This window comes from Microvirga sp. GN3 (assembly GCF_055792825.1).
Window position 1 is genome coordinate 1 of sequence record NZ_JBVVAK010000133.1, and the last position, 21686, is coordinate 21686.

Here is a 21686-nt window from a genome sequence, read left to right on the forward strand (position 1 = left end):
GTTCACCCGCGGCTCGGCGCCGAAGATCGTGACCTCGTATTCGCCGGGAGCACGCTCGAACAGCTCCTCCAGGGCACGACCGGCGGCCATGCCGTTGCCGATGACGACAAGCTTCTTGGGCATCGTCACTCTCCTCACGCTGCGAGTGTCGGAGCCCGGTGGCGTGCATAGAGGAACTCCAGCACGGCGGCACGGGCATCGTTGTAGGTGGAATTGCCGACGAGCTCGAGGCGCTTGCGCGGGCGCTCCAGGTCGACATGCATATCCTCGCCGATGGTTGCGGCGGGACCATTGGTCATCATGACGATCCGGTCAGAGAGCAGAACCGCCTCGTCCACATCGTGGGTGATCATGATGATCGTGTTGCCGAGCCGATTGTGGATCTCCATGACCTGATCCTGGAGATGGGCACGGGTGAGCGCATCGAGGGCGCCGAAAGGCTCGTCGAGGAGCAGGATCTTCGGCTCCATCGCTAGAGCCCGCGCGATGCCGACGCGCTGCTTCATGCCGCCGGAAATCTCGTGCGGCCGCTTGTTCTCGGCGTGAGCCATGTGCACCAGTTCGAGATTGTGCCTCGTCCAGTCGCGGCGCTCAGCCTTCGACTTCCTGCCGCGAAAGACCTTGTTGACCGCAAGCTCCACGTTTTCGCGCACGGTGAGCCAGGGCAGGAGCGAGTGGTTCTGGAACACGACGGCGCGGTCCGGCCCCGGGCCTTCAACGGCCCTGCCCTCCAGGAGCACGCCGCCCTGGCTCGGCGGCAGGAGGCCTGCCACGATGTTGAGCACGGTGGATTTACCGCAGCCGGAATGGCCGATGATCGAGACGTATTCGCCCTTCTCGATGGAGAGGTTCACATCCCGGAGCACTTCCGTCGTGGCGCCCGCGCGCTGGAAGGAAATGGCGACGTGGTCAATCTTGAGATAGGCCATGGTGCTTCTCCCTACTGTGCGGCGGTGCCGCGGGTGAGCAGATGGCCGATGGCGGCGATGGAGCGATCGAGCAGGAAGCCGACGACGCCCACATAGACCAGGGCCACGATGATGTCCGAGATGAGCGAGGAGTTCCACGCATCCCAGATGAAGAAGCCAATGCCGACGCCGCCGATCAGCATCTCGGCCGCGACGATGGCGAGCCAGGACAGGCCGATGCCGATGCGAAGGCCGGTGAACATGTGCGGCACGGTGGCCGGCACCATAATGCGGATGAAGAACTCGATGGGCGACAGGCACAGGACCTTGGCGACGTTGCGATAATCCTGCGGGATGTTGCGGATGCCCACCGACGTATTGATCAGGATCGGCCAGACGCTCGTGATGAAGATCACGAAGATGGCGGAGGGCTGGCCGTCACGGAACGCCGCCAGCGAAAGCGGCAGCCAGGCGAGCGGCGGAATGGTGCGCAGCACCTGGAACACCGGATCAAGCCCGCGCATAGCGAGCGTCGACTGGCCGAGCAGGACGCCCACTCCGATGCCGACGATCGCAGCGAGGATATAGCCGTAGCCGACGCGGACGAGAGAGGCCGACACGTGCCAGAAAAGCCCCTGGTCGATGCCGTTCCCGACCTTGAACGGATTGACGATGATTTCCCAGCTGTCATCGATCACCTTGAGAGGGCTCGGCAGCGCCGAGGTAGGGCTCGACGCCAGCATCTGCCACAGCAGCAGCAGGAAGGCGACGGTCAGTACGGGCGGCGCGAGTTGCGTGGCAACGCGAATGGCAAAGCGACGGGCACGAGAGAGATTGCTGACCGATTTCGGCGCCAACGGATGCAGGGCTGCCTGCTGGACCGGTGCGACCTTCGGAGTCGGGAGGGCGAGGACGCGGGCGGAATGAACCATGAGCCTGTTCTCCGACGATTATGCAATGCGCTTGATGGGCAGGCTTGCGAGATAGGACTGCGGATTGTCCGGATCGAAGACCTTACCGTCGAAGAAGGTCTCCTTGCCACGGCTGTCGCTGGCCGGGATGTCGCCTGCGGCAACGCCAAGCGTCTTCGCTGCCTCGCGCCAGAGATCGGCGCGGTTGACCTTGTCGACGAGTGTCTTGGCGTCGGTGTTCGTCTCGAACTTACCCCAGCGGATATTCTCGGTGATGAACCAGAGGTCGTGCGACTTGAACGGGAAGGAGGCGTGATCGCGCCAGAACTTCATGATCCCGGGCGAGTCCTTCACGACCTTGCCCTCGATGCCGTAATCGTATTCGCCCTTCTGGCGCGGCAGAATGTCGGCAACGGGCACGTTGAACCAGGCGCGGGTGCCGACGATCTTGCACATCTCCTCGCGGTTCTCGAGTTTGTCGCACCAGGTCTGCGCTTCCATCACGGCCATGAGCAAGGCACGGGCTGCCCTGGGGTGCTTGTCGACCCATGCGGCGCGAAGACCCAGCGCCTTTTCCGGATGCTTGTTCCAGATCTCGTAGGTGTTGGCCGCGGTGTAACCGAGCTTCTGGTTGATGAGCTGCGCATTCCACGGCTCGCCGACGCAGAAGGCATCCATGGTGCCGACCTTCATGTTGGCGACCATCTGAGGCGGCGGCACCACGATGGTGGATACGTCCTTGTCGGGATCGATGCCGCCGGCGGCGAGCCAATAACGGATCCAGAGATCATGGGTGCCGCCCGGGAATGTCATGGCGACCTTCGGATCGCCGCCCGCGGCGCGCTTCTTCGCGAAGGCCTCTTTCAGCGGCGATGCATCGAGGCCGAGCTTCAGGCCGTTGTATTCGGCGGCGACGGAGATCGCCTGCGCGTCGAGGTTGAGGCGTGCCAGGATATACATCGGCGTCGGCACGCCGCCCTGCGTCACCTTTCCGGTCGAGATCAGGTAGGGCATCGGGGTGAGGATGTGAGCGCCGTCGATACCGTTGGCTTCCGAGCCGAGTACGAGATTGTCGCGGGTTGCGCCCCAGGAGGCCTGCTTCAGCACCTCGGCATCCGGCAGTCCGTGCTTGGCGAAGAAGCCTTTCTCCTTCGCAACAATGAGTGCCGCAGCGTCGGTGAGCGCGATGTAGCCGAGTTTGACCGTCTTGGTTTCGGGCTCCGTGCTCTGGGCGAAAGCGCCGCCCGGGAAAGCCGCCTTCACGGCGGCGAGCGTCAAAGCGGCACTCGCACCGCGAAGCGCGTCTCGACGAGTGATCTTCGGTGTCTGCATCATGCTTCCCCTGTTCCTGTCGCCGCGCGGCGCGAACGAAATCGATTGAAACTGTGTCGTCGTTGATCCGCCGGAAGCCTTGAGGCTCGATCAGACGCAGATCGCCTGTTGCCGGGTCATGCAGAGCCAGCCGAAACGCAAAAAACGCCGCGAGATGAACTGAAGGCCGCAATGGAGCGGGTACAGCTGATCCAGCGACGTCGTTGTCGGGAAACACCTCTTGAGAGGCATCAACGGCCCGTCATCGTTGACGGCCTATCGTTTGAGAGTGGCTCGGACTTCGTTGTCCCGCCCTTCTCTCACTTAGAAAAGGTACAGACTGCCTATATCTTGCTCAAGGTCATAATTTGTGCACTGCGCCTTTGTTGTGTGCGGTGCAATGCCTATTCCACGACCGTCGGTTTGATCCCGTTCCGGATGTCGAAACCTGCCACGTAGCCGGGAACGTCATCGGGCACGAAGCGTCGCCCATCGATGAACTTCTCTAGTTCTGCGCCCTCGATCCTGCTGTCGACGGACGGTATCGGAACGCCCGAGCTTCCCAGAACCGCGCGATACATGTCAGGACGGTAGGCTGCCCGGACTTGGGATAGACCGGTCTCGTCGTAGGCCCCCTGTCCCCAGCGCACCATCTGGCTGTAGATCCAGAGAGCCTGGCTGATCCAGGGGAAATTTGCCGACTGATCGTGGAAGGTCAGGTAGTTCTCCACATGCCGCGTTCTGCCATTAGGATCGACCGTCAGTTGCCCGGAAAGCAGGCGCAGGATCATTTCTGATGGCACGCCCAGATAGGCTGGATCCGCCATCATGTCCGCCAAGGCCTTGTGGTTCTGCTTGTCATCGCACCAACGGGCTGCGGCATCGAGTGCAACGATGAGGCGAGACAGCGTCTCCGGATTTTCCTCCGCCCATTCCGGGCTGACACCCAGCACCTTTTCCGGCGCAGAGGGCCAGATATCGGCCTTGGTCGCCACCATGCGTCCAACGCCTTTCTCCACCGCGATTACGTTCCAAGGGGCATTGACACAGAAGCCATCGATGGCTCGCGCCGCCATCGCATCAACTGTGAGCGGAGGCGGTACGACCGTCATCGTCACGTCAGTGTCAGGGTTGATCCCGGCTGCCGCGAGCCAGAACCGGAGTTCGTAATTGTGGGAGGAGAAGGGATAAGTCATGGCGAAGACGAGCGGCTTCTTGCCGACGTGCCGCCTCCGCTCGACCACCTGCTTCAGGGCCCGGCCGTTGGTGAGCGCGTCCTCCGAGCCATCGAGGCCGGCGAGTGCCTGCATCTCGCGATAGAGCTCGACCGAAAGCGTGATCGCGTTGCCGCCGCGCCCGAGGGCGAAAGGTGTGAAACAGGGATAGGGGTTGGATCCCAGATGAAGCTGCGATGCGATCGGCATCGGACTCAGCATGTGGGCAACGTCGAATTGGCGAAACGCCAGCCGGTCGCGAATGTTGGACCACGACACATCTTTGATCAATTCCAGGCGAATGCCCTCGCGACGGGCAAACCCCTGCTCGGCGGCAGCCACCAGCACGGCCATGTCGACAAGGGGGATGAACCCGACACGGACCAGACGCTCGGGCACCGGACACCCCCTCGTCTCCGGGGGAGTGTCATTCACCGACCCGGCCTGATGCATGGGTCCACTCCCCACCTCTTCCAAATCCCGCACGCTTATTTCTCCAGCAGGGAAGCAGCGGTCACCACGCTTTGGGCGATGTCGACAAGCTTCCTTTTCTCGTTCATGGCAGTCTGGCGAAGCAGGCCATAGGCCTCCTCCTCCGAGAGCTGCCTCGTTCTCATGAGAATGCCCTTCGCCCGCTCGATCAGCTTTCGGGAGGCCAGTTCGCTGCGCGCCTCCAGAAGCTCACGCTGCAGACGCTCGAAGGCGTTGAAGCGGCTCACCGCCATGTCCACGATTGGCTTCACACGCTCCTTGCGCAGTCCATCGACCACATAGGCGGACACGCCCGCCTCCACCGCTGCCTGGATCATGGATCCATCGGATCGATCCACGAACATGGCCACGGGGCGTGACACCAGCTTGGAGACCTGGAACATCTGCTCCAGGATATCGCGGCTTGGGTTCTCGATGCCGATGATGATCACATCCGGATCGATGGTGCTCAGGCGCCGGAGCATGTTGGTCATCGTCTCGATGACCTCTACGTCCACAATCCCGGCCTCCCGCAATCCATCGACGAGAATGGCCGCCCTGATGCTGTTTTCCTCGATGATCGCAACGCGAAGGGGCCGCTGACCGTATTGGGTGTCTTTGGTCAAATTCCTGAAAGCTCTCGCTGCGAAGGATGATCCACTAACCAACGCATGAAGCAAGTTTCAGGCCAAAGTCTCCTTGCTTGGAGAACTGCAGATTGACCACTCCCGTTGCGTAAACTTTAGGCAAATGCCGCCCAGCCTTTCCAAGCACGGTGATAGACCTCCTCGCCTCTACGACTAATGGATCAGCAGGGTTTGACCAGAGAACCATCACCGAACCAGTTGCCAATTGGTTCGGCGTTGAGCTAGTTTCCTTTCGTCGAAGACCCGGGTTACGAAACAACGGATCGCGCCCGGAACACCAGCAGCAAGATTAGTACGCGCGGAGCGAAGTCTTCATGGACAACCCCGAGTCCCTACCGGATAGCTCCAACTTCGCCCTCGGGCGGTTGCGGGCTCTTCTGGAGGAAAGCTCTCTCGATGGGGAGCAGCGCCTCCCCTCCGAGCGATTGCTGGCCGCCCAGATCGGCATCGGTCGACGGGCACTGAGGCGGGCACTCGAGGTGCTGGAAGCCGAAGGCCGGATCTGGCGCCATCAGGGCAAGGGCACCTTTCTCGGACCTCGCCCGCCCGAGCCGCATGCCAATCTCGAAGAACTGTCCCGGCGAACCAATCCGCTGGAGGTGATGGATGTGCGCCTGGAGATCGAACCGGCCCTGGCCCGGCTCGCTGCTCTCCGCGCCTCGAATGGCGACATCGAACGGTTGATGCATCTCGCTGACAAAACCGCCTCGACCTCCGATGCGGATGGACGCGAACTCTGGGACAGCGCTCTGCACCGGGCCATCGCGGAGGTTGCCGGCAACGCCCTCCTTCTGGCGATCTTCGACATGGTCGACCGCATCCGTCAGGACACCACCTGGCGGATCCTGCGCGAGCGGGCGCGGTCCGGCGCCCGGCAGCAGATTTACATGGACCAGCACCGGCGCGTCATCGCAGCCATTGCCCAGCGCGAGGCCCACGCGGCGGAACGGGCGATGCGCGAGCACCTCGCATTCGTCCGGGATGGCCTTCTGAAAGTCATGACGAGCCCCTTGCCCGAAGGCGCCGTCCAAGAAGCAACAATTTCAGACAACACTGAGGATCAACGTCTCCATGGGACTTGAGGCAGCGCAGCAATCGATGTCCGAAATTCGCAACCCGGACAAAGCCGGGTTGGCCGCGGAACCGCCGCTGCTCGAGGTCCAGGGGCTTTCCGTCCGCTTCGACGGCGCGCCCAAGGGCGTGAACGTGGTCGACGACGTGTCCTTCTCCGTGAGCAAGGGCAAGACCCTCTGCATTGTCGGAGAATCCGGCTGCGGCAAGAGCGTGACATCGCTCGCCCTCATGGGCCTCCTGCCGACGCCGCCGGCGCGCATCGTCGCGGGCTCTGCCACGTTCGACGGCCAGGACCTGCTGACGCTCACCGAGCGCGAGCGGGCGGATCTGCGCGGCGATCGGATGGCGATGATCTTCCAGGAGCCGATGACTTCGCTTAACCCGGCCTTCACCGTGGGCGACCAGATCGCGGAGGGCATCGTCCGGCATCGCAAGGTTTCGAAGATTGAGGCCTGGGAGCGGGCGCTCGATATGCTGAAGAAGGTGCGTATCCCCGCACCTGAGAAGCGACTGCGCGCCTATCCGCACGAGATGTCAGGTGGCATGCGCCAGCGCGTGATGATCGCCATGGCACTTGCCAACGATCCGCAGCTTCTCATCGCCGACGAGCCGACTACCGCCCTCGACGTGACCATCCAGGCGCAGATCCTCACCCTGATTCGCCGCCTGCAAGAGGAAACCGGCACGGCCATGATCCTCATCACCCACGATCTCGGCGTGGTGGCGGAAGTCGCCGATGAGGTCGCCGTGATGTATGCGGGACGCGTGGTCGAGAGCGGTCCGGTCGAAGCAATCTTCGAGGACCCGCAGCATCCCTACACCATCGGCCTCATGGGCTCGGTCCCCTCGCTCGGCCGCCGACAGGGCCGTCTCGCCACGATCCGCGGCACCGTTCCGCCGGCGGAGTTGATGCCCAAGGGCTGCCGCTTCACGCCGCGCTGCCCGTTCTCCGACGCCCATTGCGCGAACGATCCGCCGCCTCTTGCCGAGATCAAGCCGGGCCATCGGGCGCGCTGCTGGTACGCCCCTCTCGAACTTCACCGTGGAGCCGCCCTATGAGCATGATGCCCGCGGACAACATCATTCTCGAAGGCATTGACCTCAAGAAGCATTTCGGTGGCGGCGGTCTGCTCTCCTCGCCCACAATCGTGCGTGCAGTCGACGGCGTGTCACTGGGCATCCAGCGCGGCGAGACCTTCGCCGTGGTGGGTGAATCCGGCTGTGGCAAGTCCACGCTGGGCCGCCTCCTGCTGCGCCTGATCGAAGCGACCGAGGGCGATGTGCGCTATGAGGGCCGCTCGATCCTGAAACTCAGTAAGACCGAGCTGCGTAAGCTGCGGCGCGAGTTGCAGATCATCTTCCAGGATCCCTACGCCTCGCTCAACCCGCGCATGAATGTGGGCGACATCATCGCCGAGCCGATCTGGTTGCATAACCTCGCCTCCGGCCGGGAGAAGCGCGAGCGCGTGGCGGATCTCATGCGCACGGTCGGCCTGCTGCCGACCCATGCGGACCGCTATCCGCATGAGTTCTCCGGTGGCCAGCGGCAGCGGATCGGCATCGCCAGGGCGCTCGCGGGCGACCCGAAGCTGATCATCGGCGACGAGCCGGTTTCGGCTCTCGACGTATCGATCCAGGCACAGATCATCAATCTGCTCGAAGACCTGAAGGACCGCTTCGGCCTCACGCTCGTCATCGTGGCGCACGATCTTGCCGTCATCCGGCACATGAGCGACCGCGTTGCCGTGATGTATCTTGGTGAGATCGTCGAGCTTTCGGACACGGACGCGCTGTTCGACAACCCGCTGCATCCCTATACCCAGGCGCTTCTTGCGGCGATCCCCGTACCATCCCCGACGAACCGCCAGCCGAAGGCGCTGCTCCAGGGCGACGTGCCAAGCCCGGCCGCGCCGCCGTCCGGCTGCCGCTTCCACACCCGCTGCCCCCATGCTCGCGCTCTCTGTAAGGAGCAGCATCCTGCGCTCGAGACGGCCCCGGACGGGCGGCGGGTCGCCTGCCATTTCTGGCGTGAAATCCAGGGAGCGGGCGCCGGTTCCATCAGCGCACCGCCCCCGAGTGCAGCGCTCGCCAAGCGCTTGGCACTCTACCGCACTTGGCGCGAACGGCAGGATAAGCCCGTCGCGACGAGCCCCTGAACTCAGACGACGACACCTAGAGGACAATTGGAGGACGAGAGAATGAAGAAGAGACTGCTCCTTGCCGTAGCCGCCGGGCTCATGATGAGCACCGCGGCTTCTGCACAAACCTTGCGCATCGGCCTGAACGAGGATCCCGATGTGCTCGACCCGCACCGCGCCCGCACCTTCGTCGGGCGCATCGTGTTCACGTCGCTTTGCAACAAGCTTGTCGACATCACACCCGAACTGAAGTTCACGCCGGAACTCGCCACCGAGTGGAGCTGGGGCGATGACGGCAAGTCGCTCACCTTCAAGCTGCGCCCGGGCGTTACCTTCCACGACGGCGAAAAGATGGATGCCGCCGCGGTAAAGGCCAATCTCGACCGCGCCCGCACGCTGCCGGACAGCTTGCGTAAGAGCGAGCTGACATCGGTCGCAAGCGTCGACGTGGTCGACGACCTGACGGTGAAGGTCAATCTTTCACAGCCGGACGCGACACTGCTGTCGCAGCTTTCCGACCGCGCCGGCATGATCCTGTCGCCGAAGGCCATGGCCTCCGCCGATTTCGGCCAGAAGCCCGTTTGCTCCGGCCCCTACAAGTTCGTCGAGCGTGTGCAGAATGACCGCATCGTTCTGGAGCGCTTCAAGGAGCACTGGGACGCGAAGAACTTTAACTTCGACCGCATCGTCTTCCAGCCTATTCCGGACACGACCGTTCGCCTCGCGAACCTCAAATCGGGCAACCTCGACATGCTCGAGCGTCTCGCGCCGAGCGATGTTCCCGCCGCGAAGAGCGATGCCAATCTTGTCTTCGCGCCCGTCACGGGCATCGGCTATCAGGGCATCACCATCAACACCAGCAATGGCGACAAGGCCAAGACGCCGCTCGGCCAGGACAAGCGCGTTCGTCAGGCGCTCGAATTGTCCATCGACCGCGATGTGATCAACGAGGTGGTGGGTGCCGGCATCTATCCGCCCGCTGGCCAGCCTTTCCCTGCGGCGAGCCCCTACAACAATCCGAAATTCGCCGCCGGCAAGCGCGACGTGGCGAAGGCAAAACAGCTCCTGAAGGAGGCTGGCGCCGAGAAGGTGAAGTTCGAGATCACCTTCGGCACCAGCACCACGACCCAGCAGATCGCCGAGATCATCCAGGCGATGGCGGCGGAAGCGGGCTTCGAGATCACGCTGCGGCCGACCGAGTTCGCTGCCATGCAGAAGGAAGCGCAGGCCGGCAATTTCCAGGCCAACATCATCGGATGGTCGGGTCGTGTCGATCCCGACGGCAATATCCACGCCTTCACAACCTGCAAGGGCGCGCTCAACGACGGCCGCTACTGTAACGCGGAAGTGGACAAGCTGCTCAACGAAGCACGCAGCATCAACGACGAAGCCAAGCGCAAGCAGCTCTATGATGCAGCGCAGGAAATCCTGAAGCAGGATCTTCCGATCATCTACACCTACTATCAGCCCTGGCCCTTCGTTCTCTCGAAGAAGATGCAGGGCTTCAAGCCCTATCCGGACGGCATGATCCGCCTGAAGGGCGTGAAGTTCGCTTCCTAAGCTGATCAAGACGGCGTGCCCGGTTCGACGACCGGGCACGCCGGCGTGCCCGGTTCGACGACCGGGCACGCCCCTACCCTTCCTTGTCACGGGTTCCACGAGCTGATGCTGCGCTACATCGGACGACGAATACTGATTGCCATCCCGACGCTGATTATCGTGTCGATCCTGGTCTTTGCCCTGCAGAAGCTCCTGCCCGGCGATCCGGTTCTCACCATGGCGGGCGAAGAACGCGATCCGCAGGTGCTTGCCTACCTGCGCGAAAAGTATCGCCTGGACGATCCCCTTCCGGTTCAGTATTTCGCTTGGATCGGCTCCGCCTTGACGGGCAATCTCGGGATCTCGCTGCGTACCGATATCCCGGTCCTCGACCTGATCATGAGCAAGCTGCCTGTGACTCTCGAGCTCGCCATCATGGCCATGATCGTAGCGCTCGCCATCGGCATTCCAACCGGCATCATCTCGGCCGTGAAGAAGGGAACGACGGTCGACTACACGGCCAACGTCATCGCCCTCTCGGGCCTATCCATCCCCAATTTCTGGCTGGGCATCATGCTCATGATGCTGGTGTCGGTCCGCTGGGGTCTCCTGCCCGCCTCCGGCTATGTGCCGCCGACCGAAGATCTGTGGCTCAACATCAAGACCATGCTCATGCCGGCCTTCGTGCTCGGTACGGGTTTGGCCGCGAGCCTGATGCGCCACACCCGCAGCGCCATGCTGGGTGTCATGCGATCCGACTATATCCGCACCGCCCGCGCCAAGGGGCTTCTATCGCGAAAGGTCATCCTGAAGCATGCCCTGCGTAACGCGCTCGTGCCGATCGTGACCCTCTCGACCCTGCTCTTCGGCGAGCTTCTCGCTGGTGCCGTTCTCACGGAGCAGATCTTCACTATCCCAGGCTTCGGCAAGCTCATCGTCGATGCGGTCTTCAACCGTGACTATGCGGTGGTGCAGGGCGTCGTTCTCTGCACGGCCGTCGGCTTCATCTTCATGAACCTGCTCGCCGATGTCCTTTATGTTCTCGTCAATCCCCGCCTGAGGCACGCCGCATGACCGCCACTGCCGTTATTGCCGATGAGGTCGCGCTGCCCAAGAAGCGCAGCCGCGTCCTCGCCAAATTCCTGAAGAACAAGAGCGCCGTTCTCGGCGGCGCCATCGTTCTGTTCTTCGTTCTCGTTGCCCTCGTCGGCCCTTATTTCGCGCCCTACGACCCGATCAAGCCGAGCTTCACGAGCATCCGAAAGGCTCCTTCGGCTCTGTTCTGGTTTGGCACCGACGAACTCGGACGCGATCTCCTCTCCCGCATGCTCTGGGGCGCCCGCGCCTCCATCATGGCGGGCGTGGTCTCGGTCACCATCGCCATCGTCCTCGGCGTGCCGTTCGGTCTCATCGCCGGCTATTTCGGTGGCTGGATCGATGCCGCGATCTCCCGCGCCACCGACGCCATGTTGGCCATCCCCTTCCTCATCTTCGCCATCGCACTCGCGGCCTTTCTCGGCCCGAGCCTCACCAATGCAATGATCGCCATCGGTCTTTCCGCCATGCCGATCTTCATCCGCCTCACCCGCGGGCAGGTGCTGACCGTGAAGGCGGAGGATTACGTGGAAGGCGCGCGGGCCATTGGCCTGCCCGATTTCTGGATCCTAGTCCGCTACGTTCTGCCGAACGTACTGCCGCCGATCCTGGTTCAGGGCACCCTCACCATCGCGACTGCAATCATCGCGGAGGCAAGCCTGTCTTTCCTCGGCCTCGGCCAGCAGCCGCCGAACCCGTCCTGGGGCTCGATGCTCAATACGGCAAAGAACTTCATGGATCAGGCGCCGTGGATGTCGATCTTCCCCGGCTCGGCGATCTTCCTGATCGTGCTCGGCTTCAATCTTCTCGGCGACGGCCTGCGCGACGCGCTCGATCCCCGCGAACAGTAATTAAAACGCCAACTTCGGATAAGAGATCATGTTTACGACACGGCCCGAGATCCTCGGCACCTTCGGTATCGTCACCTCGACCCATTGGCTGGCTTCGGCCGCCGGCATGTCGATGTTGGAGAAAGGCGGCAATGCCTTCGACGCCTGCGTCGCCTCCGCCTTCGTGCTCCAGGTCGTCGAACCGCATCTGGTGGGGCCATCCGGCGAGGTGCCGGCGGTGTTCTACTCGGCCAAGACCAAGAAGGTCGAAGTGCTCTGCGGCCAGGGCACGGCCCCGCAGGGCGCCACCATCGCGCATTACAAGAACGAGGGCCTCAAGCTCATTCCCGGCAACGGCCTGCTCGCCACCGTCGTGCCCGGCGCATTCGATGCCTGGATGCTCCTGCTGCGCGATCATGGTCTTCTCTCGCTGAGAGACGTGCTGGAACCTGCCATCTATTACGCCGAGCACGGTCATCCCCTGCTGCCGCGCGTGTCGGACACCATCAAGGGCCTGAAGGAGTTCTTCGAGACGGAATGGCCGACCTCCGCAGCCGTGTTCCTGCCCGGAGGCGAGGTACCGAAGCCGCGCCAGCTCTTCCGCAACCCGCAGCTCGCGGACACCTGGAAATGCATCATCCGCGAAGGCGAGGCCCGGGGCAGCGACCGCGAGGCGCAGATCGAAGCAGCGCGCAACGCCTTTTACAAGGGCTTCGTGGCCGAGGCCATCGATGCCTTCGTGCGCAAGACGGAAGCCATGGATCAGAGCGGCTCGCGCCATTGCGGCGTGTTGACCGCCGACGATATGGCCAAGTGGTCCGCAAGCTATGACGCGCCGCAGACTTACGACTACCATAACTACCGGGTGAACAAGATCCGTCCCTGGGGCCAGGGTCCGGTCTTCCTGCAGACACTCGCCCTGCTGAAGGGCTTCGACCTCGCCACCATGGGCCCGACCAGCGCCGAGTTCATCCATACGATCGTCGAGTCGATGAAGCTCGCCTTTGCCGACCGCGAGGCCTATTACGGCGATCCGGACTTCGTCGATGTTCCGATCCAGGCGCTGCTGTCGGATGCCTATAACGACGAACGCCGCAAGCTCATCACGGGCAGGGCCTCCCTTGAGCTGCGGCCCGGCCACGTCGAGGGGTACGAGGCTCAGGTGGAGCGCACCCTGAAGGCGCTACGCGAACTGTCTACCACCGACAAGAAGATCTCCGGTGGCGAGCCGACGCTTCAGTCCATGCGCTCGGCGCGGCGCGGCGACACGGTGCATATCGACGTGGTGGACCGCTTCGGCAACATGATCGCGGCCATGCCGTCGGGCGGCTGGCTGCAATCCTCGCCTGTCATCCCGGAACTCGGCTTCATGCTCAACTCCCGCGCCCAGATGTTCTGGCTCGAAGAAGGCCTGCCGGCGAGCCTCGCGCCGGGCAAGCGTCCGCGCACCACGCTCACCCCGACCCTCGCGGAGAAGGACGGCAAGCCCTATATGGTCTTCGGCTCACCGGGCGGCGACCAGCAGGAGCAGTGGCAGCTTCTCCTCTTCCTGCGCCATGCCCATCACGGCCTGAACCTGCAGGAAGCCATCGACCAGCCGATGTCGCACACTGCGCATTTCCCCTCCTCCTTCTATCCACGCGAGCAGAAGCCCGGCCATCTCATGGCCGAGGAGACCTATGGCGCGGAGGTTCTCGACGATCTGCGCGCACGCGGTCACGAGGTCGAGGTCGCGCCCGCCTGGACGGTCGGACGCCTCGTGGCGGCCAGCCGCGACAAGGACGGCCTGCTGCATGGCGCCGCAACGCCACGCCTCATGCAGGCCTATGCGGTCGGTCGTTGAGGAGCATAGATCATGACTTGGTCGATCATCGCCAAGGATCCCGAGACCGGCGCCTTCGGCGTTGCGGTAACGACCAAGTTCTTCGCCGTGGGAGCGCTCTGCCCCCACGGCGCGGCACGGATCGGCGCTCTCGCCACGCAGGCACTCGTCAATCCGCTCTACGGCACGGACGGCGTGAAACTCCTTGCCGAGGGGCGAAGCGCCGAGGAAATCGTTTCGATCCTCACGGCGCAGGATCCGGGTAACCGTTCCCGTCAGCTCCACGTGATCGATCGAGACGGCCGTACGGCCGCTCATACGGGACCGGACTGCATCGACTGGTGCGGACATCTCACGGATGAGGGCGTCTCGGTGGCCGGCAACATGCTGGCAGGTCCGACTGTCATCGAGGCGACGCTCGAAACCTACAAGCGGCGCCTGGATCTTCCCTTCGCGGATCGTCTCATGACGGCGCTCGATGCCGGACAGGCCGAGGGCGGCGACAAGCGCGGCAAGCAATCCGCCGCCATCAAGGTCTGGCGCGACGAGCCCTATCCCATGCTCGATCTGCGCGTGGACGATCATCCCGAACCTCTGGACGAGCTGCGTCGCCTCTATGGCGTTGCCCATGAGCGCTTCCTCGCCTTCATGGACGCCATGGCGACCCGCGCCAATCCCGGCGGCATCACGGACCGGTCGTGGATTGACCAGAAGGCGCGTGAATATCAGGAGCGGCGGGCAGCAAACTCCTCGCCGTAGGGCGGCCCTGCAACAGCATCACTTGCCGACAGATCAAAAAGATCCTACGGCGATCTCCTCCCTCTCGATGGACCTTCCGATGTTTGGCATACCTCTGTTCGAATTGGCTTGGCTCGTGGCTGCGCTGCTGGCCGCTGGTGCCATCACAGGCCTGCTCGCCGGCGTGTTCGGTGTTGGCGGTGGCGCCGTGGCCGTGCCGATCCTCTACGAACTCTTCCGCATCCTGGAGGTGCCTGAGGAAGTTCGCATGCCACTCTGCGTCGGCACCTCGCTTGCCATCATCATTCCCACTTCCATCCGCTCCTTCAACACGCACAGAGCGAAAGGGGCGGTCGACATGACGATTCTGCGGGTCTGGGCCGTGCCTGTGGTGCTCGGCGTCATCATCGGCAGCATCATCGCCCGCTATGCTCCGGCCGACCTGTTCAAGACGGTCTTCGTGATTGTGGCAGGAATCTCGGCCATCCGCCTGCTGTTCGGCAAGGACACCTGGCGCTTCGGCCTCGACATGCCGGCAAAGCCGATCATGGTCGCCTATGGCTGGCTCATCGGCATCCTCTCAGCGCTCATGGGCATCGGCGGCGGCCAGCTCTCTAATCTGTTCATGACCTTCTACAACCGCCCGATCCATCAGGCGGTCGCGACCTCCTCTGGCCTCGGTATCCTGATCTCGATCCCGGGGGCGCTCGGCTACATCTATGCCGGCTGGCCGCATATGGCCGATTACCCCACGGTCACAGCTTTCCAGCCGCCGCTGGCGCTGGGCTACGTGTCGCTTCTCGGCCTTATCCTGTTCATCCCTACCAGCACCTGGATGGCGCCGGTGGGCGCGCACCTCGCGCACAGGCTCTCGAAGCGCCGGCTCGAGGTCGCCTTCGGTATCTTCCTGCTCCTCGTCTGCGCGCGGTTTGCGGCAAGCCTCCTCACTTAAGCCATCGAGAATCTTCAATCTGGGTGACCGGATCGGAGATCAAACCATGTCTGGATCAGCTGCAGGGCCTCTCCATGCCTATCTCGCCGGAACCGGGCACGATGGCAGGGGACGTCTTGCGGCTGATGTCCTCAGCTTTTCCGATGAGCAACTGGAAGAAGTACATGACTACATCCAGTGGCTCTTTCCCTTGCAGACCCGTAGCGGCGCCCAACCTGGAGCTCCGGTTCTAACGCAGGCGGAAATAGATGCGATCAGGACGGACCGCAGCGCCCAGGACACGCTCGCGAAAGCGACCGAACGGATGCTCCGGTTCTACCGGGATACGCGATGGTGGCTAACGTCCTACGACCACAACCACCTGCGCATCACCCGGATCATTCACAGCCTCATGCTGCTCGCCAGCCAGAAGGAGGCCGAGCACTTTCACGAGGCCATCCTCGCCTTGAACGAAGCCGTAGGATCACCCGTCAATGCCCGCAGCCTCAAGTTCTGGGCGGACGCGGCGGGTGCCTGACCTCGTCAGGCGAACTGCGCCTCGCTTAGCCGCCTGTAAATTCCGTTAAGAGCGAGAAGCTCCCTGTGGTCGCCCTGCTCCACGATCACGCCCCGATCGATCACGGCGATCCTGTCCGCATTCACGATGGTCGCGAGGCGATGGGCAATCACCAGCGTCGTGCGGCCCATCGACAATTCGGCGAGAGCCTGCTGGATCGCCCGCTCGGTTTCCGTATCAAGAGCCGACGTGGCCTCATCCAGGATCAGGATCGGCGGGTTCTTGAGGAAGATACGCGCGATGGCCAAGCGCTGCTTCTGCCCTCCCGACAGCTTGACGCCGCGCTCTCCGATGATCGTATCGAGGCCCGCCGGCAGGGAGGCGATCACCTCGTCGAGCCGGGCACGACGGGCCGCCTCCAGGATTTCGGCCTCAGAAGACTCAAGGCGGCCATAGGCGATGTTCTCGCGGATCGTGCCCGCGAACAGGAACACGTCCTGCTGCACGATGCCGATCTGGCTACGCAGGGAGCGGAGCGTCATGTCGCGGATATCGATCCCGTCAATGGTGATCGCGCCGCTATCGACCTCGTAGAAACGGGGCAGCAGAGAGCAGATCGTAGTCTTGCCTGCCCCCGATGGGCCGACGAAGGCGATGGTCTCGCCGGCACGGATCGTCAGGTCGAGCCCCTGGAGGATGCTGTGCTCCTCGGCATAGCCGAAGGTGACATTCTTATACTCAATGTCGCCCGTGAGCTTGTCCACATCCCTCGCGCCGGGACGGTCCGCGATGTCCGGGCGCGTATCGAGGAACGTCATGTAGCGTTTGAAGCCCGCGATGCCTTTGGGATAGGTCTCGATGACCGAATTGATCTTCTCGATGGGGCGGAAGAAGACGCCCACAAGGAGCAGGAAGCCGACAAAGCCACCAGCACTGAGTTCACCTTTCAGCACCAGATAGCTGCCGGCGACCATGACGACCATCTGGATCAGGCGCATGCTGAGATAGCTCAGCGAGGTCGAGGCGGCCATGATCTTGTAGGCCTCAAGCTTGGTCTTGCGGTAGCCCTGGTTGTCGACGGCGAACAGCCGACGCTCATGATCCTCGTTGGCGAAGGCCTGGACTACGCGGATACCGCCGACATTCTCCTCGATGCGTGCATTGAAATCGCCGACGCGGCCATAAAGAGCCTGCCAGTTCCGCGTCATGCGGCCGCCATAGCGAGTCGTCAGCCAAGCGGTCAGAGGCACGACCATGGCTGTGATGAGGGCGAGCTTCACATTGACCGTAAACATCAGGATGAACGCACCCACGAGCGTCATCACGGCAATGAAAAGATCCTCCGGCCCGTGATGGGCGACCTCGCCGATCTCCTCCAGGTCCTTGGTGAGTCGGGCCACGAGATGGCCGGTCTTCTGGTTATCGAAGAAGCCGAAGGAGAGCTTCTGGAGATGGTCGAAGGCCTTGCGCCGCATCTCGGTCTCGATGTTGATGCCGAGCATATGCCCCCAATAGGTCACCGTCGCCATCAGGCCGGCATTAAGGACGTAGATGGCAAGCAGCAAGGCCGAGGCGAGTGCGATGAGCCCCCACTGACCGGTCGGAAGCAGGGTGTCGATGAACAGCTTGACCGCAATAGGGAAGCCAAGTTCGAGCAGACCGGAGGCCACCGCACAGGAGAAATCCAGCACGAACAGGCCGCGATGGGGCCGATAATAGGCAAAGAAGCGATTGAGCAGGGAACGCATGGCGGAACTAGGTACTGCCGGCTGCCGATAACGGCAAGCAGGGGCTTGGAAGGTTCAACGGACGAAGCTGACGGGCTGGCCGGTGACGGGATGGGGAATGACATCCATGGCGATGCCGTAGATGGCCTGCAACTGGTGCGGCGTCATGATCTCATCGGGCGTGCCGCGAGCAATCAATCGCCCCATCTGCAGCGCTAGGATCTCGTCACAGAAGCGGGCTGCCATATTGACGTCGTGCAACACCACGACCACACCAAGGCCGCGCTCGCGCGAAAGACGCTGAACGAGGGCCAGCACCTCCACCTGATGGGTGACATCGAGTGCGGAAATCGGCTCGTCGAGCAGTAGGAACTGAGCATCCTGTGCGACCAGCATGGCGAGCCAGACCCTCTGGCGCTCGCCGCCTGACAAGGTGTCGACGAGGCGGTCGGCGAAAGGTTCGACATCGGCGAGCACCGTTGCTTCCCGCACCTTCTCGCGATCGGTCGCTCCGAAGCGACCAAGCGGGCCATGCCAGGGATAGCGGCCGAGTGCCACAAGTTCCTTGACGAGCATGCCCGAAGCCGGAGGCGTCTGCTGCGGCAGATAAGCGACCCGCCTCGCGAAGGGCCGCTCTCCCCAATCGGATAGTCCTTTTCCCTCGAAAGCGATGGCGCCGCCCGAGACCGGCTGCTGACGAGCCAGCAGCTTGATCAGCGTCGACTTGCCCGAGCCATTATGGCCGATCAATCCGATCACGCGCTGCCCCGGCAGGGTTAGTGTGAGCGGATGCAGCAAGATGCGCTCCGGAATCGAGAAGCTGACATCCGTCAACTCGAACAATGGCGTCTCGAGTGCAGAGTCTGGACGAGAAGCGGCGGACATTGGCTTCGGCACAGTCGTGAGGGCGCCGTCTTGCGACGGCGCTCCATACATCACCACTTGTAGCCCGCCTTTAGGGTTGCGACGCGACCGGCACCATAATTGCAGGTGAATTGCGTATCGCAGGCTGAGACATATTCGTCATCGAAGAGATTGTTGACGTTGAGTGCCACCGTGAAGTTATCGCGCGTGTAGCGGATGCCTGCATCGAACACGGTCGCGGCAGGCACCTTCAGGGTGTTCTCGTTGTCGGCATAGGAGAACCCGACATAGCGACCACCTGCACCGAAGCCGAGCCCTTTGAACGGACCGTCCTGAACCGTGTAGTCGAGCCAGCCCGAGGCGAGGATTTCCGGCACGACATTGGGTCGATTTCCGATCAGTAGCGGATTTGAATCCTCAGTGATTTCGATGTCATAAGCCGTGAATGCGGCAATCGCCTTCAGGTCCGCCGTGATGTTGGCCTGCGCTTCGAGCTCAATTCCTCGGGAGCGAACCTCGCCCAGCTGCACCTCAAAGAATGAGTGCTCCGGGTCAGTCGTGTTGACGTTCTGACGCGTGAGATCGAACAGGGATGCCGTGATCAGAGCATCAACGAAGGTCGGCCTGTATTTGAGGCCGACTTCATATTGTTGGCCGGTTTCAGGGGCGAACGACTGGCCGAAGAAATCGGAGCCGATGACGGGGTTGAAGGAGCGCGATACCGCAATGTAGGGCGTCATCCCGTTGGCGAACTCATAGCCCAGACCCAGGCGACCGCTGAACTCGCCGGCTTCGTCGCTGAAATTGGCGGCACCGACCGTATCCGTGCTCTTCGTGGAGACGTGGTCATACCGTCCGTTCAACGTCGCGATCCAACCATCATAGCGGATCTGGTCCTGAGCGTAAAACCCGACCTGGTTCATGGTCAGGTTCTGATCGAGGTAAGGGACCGTCGGCCCCTGGGGGGCACCATAAATCGGATTGACGGGACTGATCGGCGTGCCGCCGCCGGCTGCCTGGATATGATCGATGTTGTAATACTTGTAATCCAGGCCGAGGAGCAGCGTGTGATCCAGCGGTCCCGTGCTGAACTTCGCCTCTGCCTGGTTATCGAGAGAGAGCGTGTTCACCACCGTGTGGTGGTTGAAGCCAACGCGAAACAACAGGAAATCAGGCCCGACCGGCGCTCCGCCAAGATAACCGAACGGATAGGGACCGCGCTCCTTCGAATCCACATGCGCGTGGCGGAAGTTCTGCTTGAGCGTCCAGACGTCGTTGACGGCATGCTCGAACTCGTAACCGATCATCGCCTGTTCGCGGCGGTAGAGATCGATATCGGGCTCACTATAGTAGAACCGGCGCGAGATGCGGCCGAACGGGGCAGGCACCACTGTTCCCACATATGGCAGGAACCCGCCCGTGTGCATGAGGTCCATATGCTGATAGGACGCAAGCAGGGTGAGTTCGGTGCCTGCGTTCGGCCGGAACGTGAAGGCCGGCGCAATGACGCCACGGAAGTCCTCGGCGATCTCCGTTTCCCAGCCGCCCCCGGACACCTTTCCGGTCAGGCGATAGGACCAGATCTTGTCCTTGTCGAGAGCGCCGCCGAAGTCGAAGGCCGCATAGCCGTTGCCCCAGGAATTGACGCCCGTCTCGACGTAGCGAAGCGGCTCGGTTACCGGACGCTTGCTCACGAGATTGACGATACCACCGATGGACGAACCGCCATAAAGAGCGGCGGAAGGTCCTTTGAGCACCTCGATGCGTTCGAGAATGAACGGGTCAATATAAAACCCGCCAAACCCATATTGATAGAGCGGCAGATTGTTCAGAAAAACGCCTGTCTGTCCCGCATCAAAACCGCGGATGAAGAACCAATCCGTATCCGAGTCTAGCCCATAGGGCTGCGCAAAGACGCCAGCCGTGTAGCGCAGAGCCTCGTCAACCTTCTGCGCCTGCCGATCTTCGATCTCTTCGCGGCCGATCACCGAGACCGACTGCGGGATTTCCTCGATGGGCGTGTCCGTCTTGGAGCCGGTTGTCGTGCGGTTGGGAACATAGCCGTTCACTGGCCCGGTCGCGCTGCCGCCCTGCCCTTCGACGGTCACTGTCTCCAGCGCGATTTCACCCGACACAGGCTGTATCTGAGCCAAGGACTGACTGCTTGATGCCACCATCACGGCAAGCGAGACGAGGCTCACTCCCATACTCAACACATAACGACGATTCATGGATGCCCCCAAGGCTGTCAATCGCACGGAAGCCTCTTGGAGCCTCACACGCATGCGCAATCAGCGGATTGCCTGTCGGTTCACTGACTATGGTTTCCGTTGGGTTGAGGCAAGAATTATGTTTTCAAACTACTCTAAACTGCAGTTTATAATGATTATAATCGTGGGTTACACTTTTTGTAAGCACTATAAACTGGCACCTATGCTATTTAATATAATAGGGCGACGTGGCAGCTCACGTCCCCATGAAACCCATCAGTAAGCATTTCCAGCCTGACATGAAAGGCTACATTCACAACGATGTCGGCACCTGCCTTCATAATCGAAGCTTTCTTTTGAATCGTTCCAACCTACTGGAATAATTGCATTTTCAGGAGAAATTTGTTGACGCAACCGCATCCACGGTTCATCAACCCGCTTCAAAGGATGGATGTTGCTGGAGCGCCTTGTGGCAAACAATGAACGAAGGCGACAATCGCGCGTTCATCCGGCAGCGATGACAGCAACATAGTATTTTCTATTTAGACCGAAGTATAAAACTTCTACCGTAGAGTGCCCAAAGGATCTTCTCCTGGTACATCGAATGCCAATGCAGCGTAATTACCCACGCCCTTGTCATCAGGCGCAATTCCTGAATCCATGGGGCCATGGATCGCACTGATTTGCAGCGCCTGACGAAGGAAGAGCTGATCGAACTGGTGCTGCGGCTGCAGCGGCC

Annotated in this window: 18 protein-coding genes; 10 read left to right on the top strand and 8 right to left on the bottom strand. The window is 62.0% G+C overall.

Features of this window, described 5'->3' with window-relative positions:
- Positions 1–134: 134 nt before the first annotated feature.
- The 5 genes from ACS5Q1_RS36715 to ACS5Q1_RS36735 all read right to left on the bottom strand — a co-directional run bounded on the left by ACS5Q1_RS36715 (position 135) and on the right by ACS5Q1_RS36735 (position 5441).
- On the bottom strand, positions 135–929 hold the full coding sequence (locus ACS5Q1_RS36715) for an ABC transporter ATP-binding protein (RefSeq protein WP_473102876.1): 795 nt from the start codon (positions 927–929) through the stop codon (positions 135–137).
- Positions 930–940: 11 nt separating this feature from the next.
- Positions 941–1840, bottom strand: a complete 900-nt coding sequence (ntrB, locus tag ACS5Q1_RS36720; RefSeq protein ID WP_473102877.1) for a nitrate ABC transporter permease — start codon at positions 1838–1840, stop codon at positions 941–943.
- Positions 1841–1858: 18 nt separating this feature from the next.
- Positions 1859–3151 carry a CmpA/NrtA family ABC transporter substrate-binding protein gene (locus ACS5Q1_RS36725; RefSeq protein ID WP_473102890.1) on the bottom strand — a complete coding sequence of 431 codons (1293 nt, stop codon included), beginning with the start codon at positions 3149–3151 and terminating at the stop codon, positions 1859–1861.
- 383 nt (positions 3152–3534) lie between these two features.
- Positions 3535–4743 carry a CmpA/NrtA family ABC transporter substrate-binding protein gene (locus tag ACS5Q1_RS36730; RefSeq protein ID WP_473102878.1) on the bottom strand — a complete coding sequence of 403 codons (1209 nt, stop codon included), beginning with the start codon at positions 4741–4743 and terminating at the stop codon, positions 3535–3537.
- A gap of 89 nt (positions 4744–4832) precedes the next feature.
- A complete protein-coding gene (locus ACS5Q1_RS36735) occupies positions 4833–5441 on the bottom strand; it encodes an ANTAR domain-containing response regulator (protein WP_473102879.1) in 609 nt (202 codons plus the stop codon).
- 335 nt (positions 5442–5776) lie between these two features.
- Between ACS5Q1_RS36735 and ACS5Q1_RS36740 the strand changes: the two genes are divergently transcribed.
- The 10 genes from ACS5Q1_RS36740 (at position 5777) to ACS5Q1_RS36785 (ending at position 16167) form a co-directional block, all read left to right on the top strand.
- A complete protein-coding gene (locus tag ACS5Q1_RS36740; protein WP_473102880.1) occupies positions 5777–6544 on the top strand; it encodes a FadR/GntR family transcriptional regulator in 768 nt (255 codons plus the stop codon).
- Between the two features lie 16 nt (positions 6545–6560).
- Positions 6561–7595 (top strand): ABC transporter ATP-binding protein, encoded by a 1035-nt coding sequence (locus ACS5Q1_RS36745; RefSeq protein ID WP_473102891.1) that lies wholly within the window; start codon positions 6561–6563, stop codon positions 7593–7595.
- Between the two features lie 5 nt (positions 7596–7600).
- On the top strand, positions 7601–8692 hold the full coding sequence (locus tag ACS5Q1_RS36750) for an ABC transporter ATP-binding protein (RefSeq protein ID WP_473102892.1): 1092 nt from the start codon (positions 7601–7603) through the stop codon (positions 8690–8692).
- A 42-nt stretch (positions 8693–8734) separates the two neighbouring features.
- Positions 8735–10234: an ABC transporter substrate-binding protein gene (locus ACS5Q1_RS36755; RefSeq protein WP_473102881.1), complete on the top strand. Its 1500-nt coding sequence runs from the start codon at positions 8735–8737 to the stop codon at positions 10232–10234.
- A 105-nt stretch (positions 10235–10339) separates the two neighbouring features.
- The gene (locus ACS5Q1_RS36760; RefSeq protein ID WP_473102882.1) at positions 10340–11287 is read left to right on the top strand and encodes an ABC transporter permease; all 948 of its coding nucleotides are present in this window, start codon (positions 10340–10342) and stop codon (positions 11285–11287) included.
- Positions 11284–12159, top strand: a complete 876-nt coding sequence (locus ACS5Q1_RS36765) for an ABC transporter permease (RefSeq protein WP_203443868.1) — start codon at positions 11284–11286, stop codon at positions 12157–12159. The genes ACS5Q1_RS36760 and ACS5Q1_RS36765 overlap by 4 nt, the downstream gene beginning before the upstream one ends.
- Before the next feature lie 28 nt (positions 12160–12187).
- Positions 12188–13981 (top strand): gamma-glutamyltransferase family protein, encoded by a 1794-nt coding sequence (locus ACS5Q1_RS36770; RefSeq protein ID WP_473102883.1) that lies wholly within the window; start codon positions 12188–12190, stop codon positions 13979–13981.
- 12 nt (positions 13982–13993) lie between these two features.
- A complete protein-coding gene (locus ACS5Q1_RS36775; protein ID WP_473102884.1) occupies positions 13994–14719 on the top strand; it encodes a DUF1028 domain-containing protein in 726 nt (241 codons plus the stop codon).
- Between the two features lie 79 nt (positions 14720–14798).
- On the top strand, positions 14799–15650 hold the full coding sequence (locus ACS5Q1_RS36780; RefSeq protein WP_473102885.1) for a sulfite exporter TauE/SafE family protein: 852 nt from the start codon (positions 14799–14801) through the stop codon (positions 15648–15650).
- Between the two features lie 46 nt (positions 15651–15696).
- The gene (locus ACS5Q1_RS36785) at positions 15697–16167 is read left to right on the top strand and encodes an opioid growth factor receptor-related protein (RefSeq protein ID WP_473102886.1); all 471 of its coding nucleotides are present in this window, start codon (positions 15697–15699) and stop codon (positions 16165–16167) included.
- A 5-nt stretch (positions 16168–16172) separates the two neighbouring features.
- On the opposite strand, the gene ACS5Q1_RS36790 is transcribed toward ACS5Q1_RS36785, so the two are convergent.
- From ACS5Q1_RS36790 to ACS5Q1_RS36800, 3 genes are read right to left on the bottom strand one after another with little or no spacing between them, the layout of a single operon-like run.
- Complete coding sequence (locus ACS5Q1_RS36790; protein ID WP_473102887.1) at positions 16173–17894, bottom strand: ABC transporter ATP-binding protein; 1722 nt, start codon at positions 17892–17894, stop codon at positions 16173–16175.
- A 54-nt stretch (positions 17895–17948) separates the two neighbouring features.
- Positions 17949–18758 (bottom strand): ATP-binding cassette domain-containing protein, encoded by an 810-nt coding sequence (locus tag ACS5Q1_RS36795; protein WP_473102888.1) that lies wholly within the window; start codon positions 18756–18758, stop codon positions 17949–17951.
- Positions 18759–18808: 50 nt separating this feature from the next.
- Positions 18809–20968: a TonB-dependent siderophore receptor gene (locus ACS5Q1_RS36800; RefSeq protein ID WP_473102889.1), complete on the bottom strand. Its 2160-nt coding sequence runs from the start codon at positions 20966–20968 to the stop codon at positions 18809–18811.
- Between the last annotated feature and the right edge of the window lie 718 nt (positions 20969–21686).

Coding starts and splice junctions, on each gene's coding strand:
- ACS5Q1_RS36765 (WP_203443868.1), top strand. CDS start 11,284: ATGACCGCCACTGCCGTTATTGCCGATGAGGTCGCGCTGCCCAAGAAG.
- ACS5Q1_RS36785 (WP_473102886.1), top strand. CDS start 15,697: ATGTCTGGATCAGCTGCAGGGCCTCTCCATGCCTATCTCGCCGGAACC.
- ACS5Q1_RS36780 (WP_473102885.1), top strand. CDS start 14,799: ATGTTTGGCATACCTCTGTTCGAATTGGCTTGGCTCGTGGCTGCGCTG.
- ACS5Q1_RS36715 (WP_473102876.1), bottom strand. CDS start 929: ATGGCCTATCTCAAGATTGACCACGTCGCCATTTCCTTCCAGCGCGCG.
- ACS5Q1_RS36740 (WP_473102880.1), top strand. CDS start 5,777: ATGGACAACCCCGAGTCCCTACCGGATAGCTCCAACTTCGCCCTCGGG.
- ACS5Q1_RS36760 (WP_473102882.1), top strand. CDS start 10,340: ATGCTGCGCTACATCGGACGACGAATACTGATTGCCATCCCGACGCTG.
- ntrB (WP_473102877.1), bottom strand. CDS start 1,840: ATGGTTCATTCCGCCCGCGTCCTCGCCCTCCCGACTCCGAAGGTCGCA.
- ACS5Q1_RS36745 (WP_473102891.1), top strand. CDS start 6,561: ATGTCCGAAATTCGCAACCCGGACAAAGCCGGGTTGGCCGCGGAACCG.
- ACS5Q1_RS36775 (WP_473102884.1), top strand. CDS start 13,994: ATGACTTGGTCGATCATCGCCAAGGATCCCGAGACCGGCGCCTTCGGC.
- ACS5Q1_RS36755 (WP_473102881.1), top strand. CDS start 8,735: ATGAAGAAGAGACTGCTCCTTGCCGTAGCCGCCGGGCTCATGATGAGC.
- ACS5Q1_RS36800 (WP_473102889.1), bottom strand. CDS start 20,968: ATGAATCGTCGTTATGTGTTGAGTATGGGAGTGAGCCTCGTCTCGCTT.
- ACS5Q1_RS36750 (WP_473102892.1), top strand. CDS start 7,601: ATGCCCGCGGACAACATCATTCTCGAAGGCATTGACCTCAAGAAGCAT.
- ACS5Q1_RS36795 (WP_473102888.1), bottom strand. CDS start 18,758: ATGTCCGCCGCTTCTCGTCCAGACTCTGCACTCGAGACGCCATTGTTC.
- ACS5Q1_RS36790 (WP_473102887.1), bottom strand. CDS start 17,894: ATGCGTTCCCTGCTCAATCGCTTCTTTGCCTATTATCGGCCCCATCGC.
- ACS5Q1_RS36725 (WP_473102890.1), bottom strand. CDS start 3,151: ATGCAGACACCGAAGATCACTCGTCGAGACGCGCTTCGCGGTGCGAGT.
- ACS5Q1_RS36770 (WP_473102883.1), top strand. CDS start 12,188: ATGTTTACGACACGGCCCGAGATCCTCGGCACCTTCGGTATCGTCACC.